At 72.0% G+C, this 7739-nt stretch carries 5 protein-coding genes; 2 read left to right on the top strand and 3 right to left on the bottom strand.

What is annotated here, in order from left to right; all coding sequences use genetic code 11:
• A partial coding sequence (locus E2E34_RS27770; RefSeq protein WP_138904642.1) for a TerD family protein occupies positions 1 to 556 on the bottom strand: 556 nt, incomplete at its 3' end.
• Positions 557 to 699: 143 nt separating this feature from the next.
• Positions 700 to 3993 (bottom strand): S8 family serine peptidase, encoded by a 3294-nt coding sequence (locus E2E34_RS27765; protein WP_138904641.1) that lies wholly within the window; start codon positions 3991 to 3993, stop codon positions 700 to 702.
• A 218-nt stretch (positions 3994 to 4211) separates the two neighbouring features.
• Here E2E34_RS27765 and E2E34_RS27760 point away from each other — a divergent pair, with 218 nt between their 5' ends.
• Entirely contained in the window at positions 4212 to 4670 is a 459-nt protein-coding gene (locus E2E34_RS27760; protein WP_138904640.1) for an NUDIX hydrolase, read from the top strand.
• A 176-nt stretch (positions 4671 to 4846) separates the two neighbouring features.
• Positions 4847 to 6568: a TIGR03767 family metallophosphoesterase gene (locus E2E34_RS27755; protein ID WP_138904639.1), complete on the top strand. Its 1722-nt coding sequence runs from the start codon at positions 4847 to 4849 to the stop codon at positions 6566 to 6568.
• Between the two features lie 16 nt (positions 6569 to 6584).
• On the opposite strand, the gene E2E34_RS27750 is transcribed toward E2E34_RS27755, so the two are convergent.
• Positions 6585 to 7667 carry a hypothetical protein gene (locus tag E2E34_RS27750; RefSeq protein ID WP_138904638.1) on the bottom strand — a complete coding sequence of 361 codons (1083 nt, stop codon included), beginning with the start codon at positions 7665 to 7667 and terminating at the stop codon, positions 6585 to 6587.
• Positions 7668 to 7739: the final 72 nt, after the last annotated feature.

The raw sequence follows: 7739 nt of genomic DNA, 5'->3' as shown, positions 1-7739 counted from the left end.
GCGGCGGGGGCGGGGCCTGCGGTGTCTCGCCGCCGTCGACCGCGATGCCGAAGTCGGTCGCGAGACCGGCCAGCCCGGAGGCGTAACCCTGCCCGACCGCGCGGAACTTCCACCCGCCGTCGCGCCGGTAGAACTCGCCGAGGACGAACGCGGTCTCCGTCGTGGCGCCGTCCACCGCGTAGAGCGCGACCATCGCTCCGGCGCCGGTGAGGACCTGGGCGTACAGGCCGGGTACGGAGCCGAAGGCGCCGCCGTCGCAGGAACCGGTTATCAGCACCCGCTGCACGGCGGGCTCGACGCGCGGCAGGTCGAACTCCAGCCACTCGGCGAGCTGCCCGTTGCCCTCGTTGGTGCCCAAGTGGCGCACGGTGCCCGACGGGTGCTGCGGCTGGTTGTAGAACACCAGGTCGGCGTCGCCCCGTACCTTGCCGTTCGCGTCCAGCAGGAGGGCCGAGGCGTCGACGGCCGGGGCCCCGGCCACGTTCCGGCGGCAGACGGCCACCCGGAGAAGCTCGCTGGGCACAGGGGTGTTGGCCCCCTTGGTGATCTGCGTCATGGGGTCCATGGTGACAGTGAAGACGATGTGAAGCCGATGTTCCGTTCGAATCGACGCCGGGCGGATTGCCGTGAAAGCCGAAGAGGCGGGCGCCTGTGCGGGCGCCCGCCCCTCCTCGGTAACTCACCGCCGAGCGGCCGTGGTTACGGCGTGACCTTGTCGATCTGCGCGCTGCCGGAGCCCGCGACCGTGCCGCGCGCGTTCACCAGCTGCACCTCGCCGAAGAACTTGCGTCCCTCGGGAGCCGCACCGGCCACCACGACCTCGGCCTTGACCTGGGCCGAGGCGCCGTTGGCCAGCTTCACGAGCTGCGCGTCGTCGATCTTGACCTCGCCCAGCGACGGGGCGAAGTAGACGTCGCGGTAGTCGTACTCGGTGGTCCCGGCCGGGACCGAGTACCCGTCGACGACGATGCGGTACGTGCCGGCCGCGGGCTTGACGAGGCTGACGGCCTCCTCCGAGTCGCCGTCGGCGGCCTGGCCGACCAGCGTGGAGCCCAGGTAGACCGCCAGGTCCAGGTCCGCGGCGGCGTCGGAGACCTTGCCGATCGCGATGTCCAGACGCTCCACGCCCTCACCGACGGTGAGCGTGGACTCCTGCTGCTCGCCGTTCTTGATCGACGGACGGGCGTCCTTCGAGGAGCCGAGCGAGCCTGCCTTCAGCTTGCCCTCCAGCGCGGCGAAGCCGTTGGTGACCTTCCACTCGACCGGCGCCGGCGTGCCGACCTTGGCCTCGGGGATGGTCTGCACCGCCGGGTCGAAGGCGGCGCCGAGCACCGTCACGTCCAGCTTGTACGGGTTGTCGAGCACCGGCGACGTACGGCGCGACTCGACCTCGATCTCCCAGACACCGGCCTGCGGGTTCGGGTACGAACGCACGTCCGGACGGCAGGTGTTGGCCGGGTTGGTGTAGTTCGGGTAGCAGTTGACCGTCGAGGTCGGGTCCGAAGGCACACCGTACGGGTGGATGGAGATGAAGCGCGTCTGGCTGCCGTCGGCGAGCCCGCCCAGGGCGACCTCCAGGGACTTCGCGCCCTCGGGGACGTTCACGAAGTACGACTTCGGGGCGTTGCGCTGCACCGAGCCGGTCGCGGAGAACGCGTACGAGGGCTGCGCCAGCGCCTCGGCGGCGACCACGGTGGTGAGGATCTGCTTGTCGATGCCCTCGGTGGCCTTGTCGGACACCTCCAGGATCGCGCTGTGGATGCCCTTGGCGCGCGGCTGGGCGGAGACCTTCACGGTGACCGGCTGGTTCAGCGGGAGCCGGACCACGTCGTCGCCGACGATCTTGAAGGTGCCGTCGTTGTTCTCGAAGTGCAGCTCGTGGCGGACGGCGCCGGCGGGGCCGGTGGTCCGGGTGAGCGTGAGGTCGTAGACCTTCTTCTGGCCGGCCTTCAGGCCGCCCTCGCGGTCGTACAGACCGGTGCCGAAGCCCGGCGTCTTGAGGAACTGGTCGATCGCGGTGTCGACCGGGGCCTTCACCGTGTACTCGTGCGCCGACGCGTTCTTCTTGATCGACTTCCAGGCGTCCACGATGTTGATCAGGCCGGCGCCCTCTTCGTGGGGCTGGAAGCCCTTGATGTGGTCGGCCTGGCTGACGAGCGCGGTGCGCAGCTTCGCCGGGGTGAGCTCGATGTTCTTCTGCTTCGCGGCCGACAGCAGCAGCGCGCTCGCGCCCGCCGCCTGCGGAGAGGCCATCGAGGTGCCCTGGAGCATCGAGTAGCCGGCCGGGAGCTGGTAGCCGGCCTCGGCGACCGGGCCGCCGGGCGACCAGGTCTGGGTGGTGTTGATGGCGGCGCCGGGCGCCGAGATGGTCGGCGCGAAGCCGCCGTCCTCACGCGGGCCGCGCGAGGAGAAGGGCATCATGGCGTACTTCTTCGACACGGCCGAGCCGTAGTTGGCGGCCCAGGTCTCCTTGGAGATGGACGCGCCGACCGAGATGACCTTGTCCGCAAGCGACGGGTCGCCGATGGTGTTGGTGCCCGGGCCGCTGTTGCCGGCCGAGATGACCAGCTGCACGCCGTAGGTGTCGATCAGGCGCGTGTAGAGCTCGGCGCGCGCGTTGTTGCCGTCGTTCAGCGCGGGCAGGCCGCCGATCGACATGTTGACGATGTCGACACCGCGCTTGGTGACGAGGTCGATCATGCCCTCGGTGAGCGCGACGTTGGTGCAGCCGCCGCTCCAGGTGCAGGCGCGCGAGGAGACCAGCTTGGCGCCGGGGGCGGCGCCGTTCATCCGGCCGCCGAAGAGGCTGTTGGCGGCGGTGATGCCGGCGACGTGCGTGCCGTGCGAGCCCTCGATGACGCCGATGTTGACGTAGTCGGCCTTCGCACCGGCCGCGTTGTAGACGACGTCCTTGCGGATCTCGGCGACGAACGGGATCTGCTCGACGACATCGGTCGCCGGGTCGTCCTTGCCGAAGTACCGGACCTGGTGCCCGTCCTTGTACGGCTTCATCGCCTCTTCGTCGCCGAAGTCGGCGTCGTTGTCGAGGTCGACGCGGACCGTGCCGGCGGCGGCGTCGTACAGCACGCCCCAGACGTCGGTGGTGTCACCGTCGCGGTTCAGGTCGCCCGCCATGTCGCCACCCTTGGTGGCGTCCTCGCGGAAGAGGTTGAACTTGTAGCTCCCGGCGGGGGCCGACCAGGTGCGGTCCGCGATCGCGAACGTCGGGCCGTCGACCGCCGCGGTCATCCGGCGCCACGTGCCGTCGGCGTCCGCGACCGGGTCGGTGGCCGTCACCCAGTCGACGATCTTGCGCTCGCCGGTGGTGGTCTTCTGGAGCGCCGGGTGGCCGAGGTCGACACCCGAGTCGAGGATGCCGATGGTGACGCCCCGGCCGTCGGCCTTCGGGTTGTCCTCCACGAAGTCCACGGCGCCCGTCTCGAAGGACGGGTTGTACGGGTTCTTCGCGGGCGTGCGCTTCCCGGGGGCCGCGTAGGTGCCCTGCGCGGCGGTCTTCGCGCCCTTGCCGCGGTCGGCGGCCGGCGTCGGGTCGTCCAGCGCGATCTCCTGCTTGAGATCGATGGCGTGGACCGAGGAGAGCTTCGCGGCGGCCTTGATGGCCTTGTCCGCCGCACCGGTGGGCAGGGTGGCCCGTACGTAACCGAGCTTGTCGTCCGTACGGCCGACCAGGCCGCCCTGGACGGCGTCGAGCTGCTGGGCGACCTGCTCGGTGGCGCCGGGCGCGGTGGCGACCATCAGCGTCACGCTCTTCGCTCCGTCGGCCTCCGCGTCGGCCAGCAGCTGGGCGTCGGCGGAACCGAGCTTCGCGGCGGCGGACTTGGGCGCGGGCGTGGTGGAGCGGGGGTCGTCGGCGCCGGCTGCCATCGCGGGCAGCGGTGCGGCCGCACACAGCGCGGCGACCAGACCTGCGGCGAGCGCTATGCGGGCCGCGGGTCTGGCCCCGGGTATGGAGCCGGATGATTCGAGGGTCATGGGCTTCCCTGTATGTGAAAGAAGGAGTCGTCCGGGCTGTCGTCCGGAATACGGTGCCGGATGACCGCTCAGCCTTGCCTAAGTGATGGTTGTTTGGGGAGAGTTGCCGGGGGCGCAATTCGGTGGTGGCGCACATCCGCCACCGCGCGGTATCCGCCACGGGGCCCGAATCGCCAGATTCCGGGCGCTGTTGCGGCGCGTGCCCGTAACCTCGGTCAATGAACCGAGAGCTCAGGGTGGCGGCCTACGCCGTGTGCGTGCGGAACGAGCGGGTGCTGCTGGCCCGCTGGGTGGCGCCCGACGGCGCGAAGCGGTGGACCCTGCCGGGCGGCGGCATGGACCACGGCGAGGACCCGTACGACACGGTGATCCGCGAGGTGGAGGAGGAGACGGGGTACGCCGTGGAACCGGTGCGGCTGCTCGGCGTCGACTCCATCACCCGCCGCTACCCGCGCAGGCTCGGCGCCTTCGCCGACTTCCAGGGCCTGCGCCTCGTGTACGAGGGCGAGATCACCGGCGGCGAGCTGCGCCACGAGACGTCCGGCTCCACCGACCTGGCGGCCTGGCACCCCCTGGACGCGGTGCCCCACCTCGACCACGTCGAGCTGGTCGACACGGGCATGCAGCTGTGGCGCACGCGACCGCCGACGGGACGGGTGGGACCACCGGGGAGGTGAGGGCCCGCGCCCGAGCGGTGATCCCTGTTCGGTGATCGGCGTTGCGCGTTGCGGAGCCGTTAACGCGCAGGCCACTCCCAGTGTCAACGATCCAGTGGGGCAAGGGGTTCCACTGGCTCCCACCAGCGGTCCACCCCTGCCCGGCCGATGCGACCGCACCCCGGGGAGACCGCGCCATGTCACGCCTACGCTCCGCAGCCGAAGCCGCCCTCGACCGCCGATCCTTCCTCGCAGCGACCGGAGCGGTCGGCGTCGCCGCCGGCATCGGGCTCGCCCTCCGTCCGGACCACGCGGCGCAGGCCGGCGCCGTGGCCGCCCGGGGCCCGGGCGGCGCGCCGGCGGTGGCCGCGGCGGCGCCGTCCACCCGGGCCCTCGCCCCCGTCCCGCCCTGGACCGGCACCACCCTGCGCAAGGTCGCCACCCCGCGCGGCTCCGCCTCCGGCTACCGGCGGCTGGGCACCGGCCCCGGCTGGAAGCGCGTCGTACGGACGCAGCTGGCCGCCGCCCGGGCCGGGCGCGCGGAGCGTCGTACCGCCCTGGCGTCGTTCGTACAGCTCACCGACCTCCACCTCACCGACGTGCAGCACCCCGTCCGCACCGAGTACCTGCGCGCCCAGGCGGCCGGCGCGTGGCGCCCGCAGGAGGCGCTCACCGTGCACGGCGCGATCTCGCTCGTCGAGCGCGTCAACGCGCTGCGCGGCGGGCCGGTCACCGGAGCCGACCTCGACTTCGTGATGACGACCGGCGACAACACGGACAACAACTGCAAGGCCGAACTCGACTGGTTCCTGCGCACCATGAGCGGCGGCCGCATCACCCCCGACACCGGGGACCCGAACCGCTACGAAGGCGTACAGGACTCCGGCCTGCCCCTGTACTGGCACCCGGACAGCGCGCTGCGCGACGCCGACAAGCAGCGCGGCTTCCCCCGCCTGGAGGGCTACTTCGCCGCCGTCCGGCGCCCCGTGAACAGCCCCGGACTCCGACTGCCCTGGTACTCCACCGTCGGCAACCACGACGACCTGCCGAGCGGCTGCTTCGCCAACGCCGGCGCGTCCGGCTACCTCGCCGACTTCGCGGTAGGTGGCCGGAAACTGCTGTCCCTCCCGGTGAACGACGCTAAGGCGCTCGAAGCCGTGCTCAGAAAGGGCAGTGACCCGCGCGGCACCCACTTCACCGACCTGCTGCGCCGCGAGTCGCGCCGCATGCGCTCCGTCACGCCCGACCCGGCCCGCGCCCCCTTCACCCCGCGCGAGTACGTCGAGGCACACCTCGACCCGGCGTACGCGGGCGCCGGCCCCGCCGGACACGGCTACACCCGCCAGAACGCCGACACCGGAAACCTCTACTACTCCTTCCGCGTCGCCGACGGCGTGGTCGGTGTCAGCCTCGACACCACCGACCGGGGCGGCCACTTCGCGGGCTCGATCGGCAAGGCCCAGCTGGACTGGCTGGGGCGCACCCTGCTCGCCCACCGGGACGAACACCTCATCGTTTTCAGCCACCACAACAGCTGGACGTTCGACGACGGCGGCGGCGACAAGCTCGTCGCCCTGTTCAAGCGGCATCGCAACGTCATCGCCTGGGTCAACGGACACAGCCACCGCAACGAGATCCTCGCCCACGGCAGCTTCTGGGAGATCTCCACCGCCTCCCACGTCGAGTTCCCCCAGCTCGCCCGGGTCGTGGAGCTGACCGACAACCACGACGGCACCCTCTCCCTGTTCACCACGCTGATCGAGTCCGCCGCCCCGCACCGCACGGACTTCACCGACCTGTCGCAGACGGGCCTGGCGGCGCTCTACCGCGAGCTGTCCCTCAACGCGCCGGGCGCCCGGCAGACCCTCGCGGGTCCGCTGGACGCCCGGAACACGGAGCTGCTGGTGAAGAAGCGCTGAAGCACTCAGGACGCCGTCACCGGGGCAGCACCACCACATGGGCGGGCGGCTCCCGGTCGCTCGACGCCATCAGGGCGGTCCGGACGACGGTCGCCTGCTGGTCGAGCGCTTCCCGGAGCTTCTTCGGCGTGATGTGGACGACGGTGATGCCGAGGCGCTCCAGGTGCTCGCGCTTGCGGGTGTACTGCGACCATTCCCCGAGCTCCCGGCTCCGCTCGTCGACAGACCCCGTCGCGTCCTCGTGCTGCCGCGGCGCACGGGTGTCCAGCTCCACGGCCACGGCCTGGTCGGGCCAGTAGACGTCGACACCGCCGAGGTGAGGGCCGCCGGGCAGCCGCAGGTCGACGTTCCAGAGCGGGTCGGGCAGTCCGTGGTCGCGGACCATGCGGTACAGCCGGTCCTCGGCGATGGCCCGCCCCTCGGCGAGCAGCGAATCGACGGCGTCGACGACGTACGGCCGCGAGAGCAGCCGCGCGAGGGTCAGCTCCCGCACCACGGCGGCCGGTTCGCAGTGCCCGCCGCGTACGGCCTCGGTGAGCAGGCGGCGTACGACGTCGGCGTCGGTGAGCTGTGCGACGGCGTCCGCGAGGGCGCGGGCGACGGAGGCGACCGGCAGCCCGCCGATCTCCTGGGCCTGCGGCATGGAGTGCACCCGGATCAGCCGTGCGCAGCCGGTGGAACGCAGGCGCCGGGTGCGGGGCACCAGTACGTCGATCCGGTCGAGGGACAGCAGCGAGGGCGCGCCGGCGAAGCGGTACAGCGCGAGCGCCGCCAGCCCCGTGAGCGCGACGTCCCCGTACGAGCCGGCCTCGCCCTCCGACCTGACCTGCGCGGGGACCACCGGGCCGCCGGCGGAGGCGGTGGGCCGTCCCGCGTACATCAGGGCGGCGTGCAGCCGCTCCTCGCTGGTCGGCGGGCCGGGGTGCAGGACGAAGACGCCGGGCAGGAGCTGCTGCCAGGGCCCGCCGGGCCGGCACTGCGCGGACATCTGGGCGGCGGACACACCGTGCGCGCGCAGCTGCGCGGCGGACAGCACGCGTCGCTGCGCGTCGGTGAGGTGGCTGAGGGGGCGGGGGGAGACCGGGGTGTTGTGGTTCATGTCCCGGGGTTTCCCGCGCGCCCCCGGCCTCCTAACCGCTGTTACACAGCCGTCGACAATTCAGGACATCAC

The organism is Streptomyces albidochromogenes (assembly GCF_005981925.1).
In the GTDB taxonomy this organism is placed as follows: domain Bacteria; phylum Actinomycetota; class Actinomycetes; order Streptomycetales; family Streptomycetaceae; genus Streptomyces; species Streptomyces albidochromogenes.
This window is presented reverse-complemented; position numbering and strand designations above follow the sequence as displayed.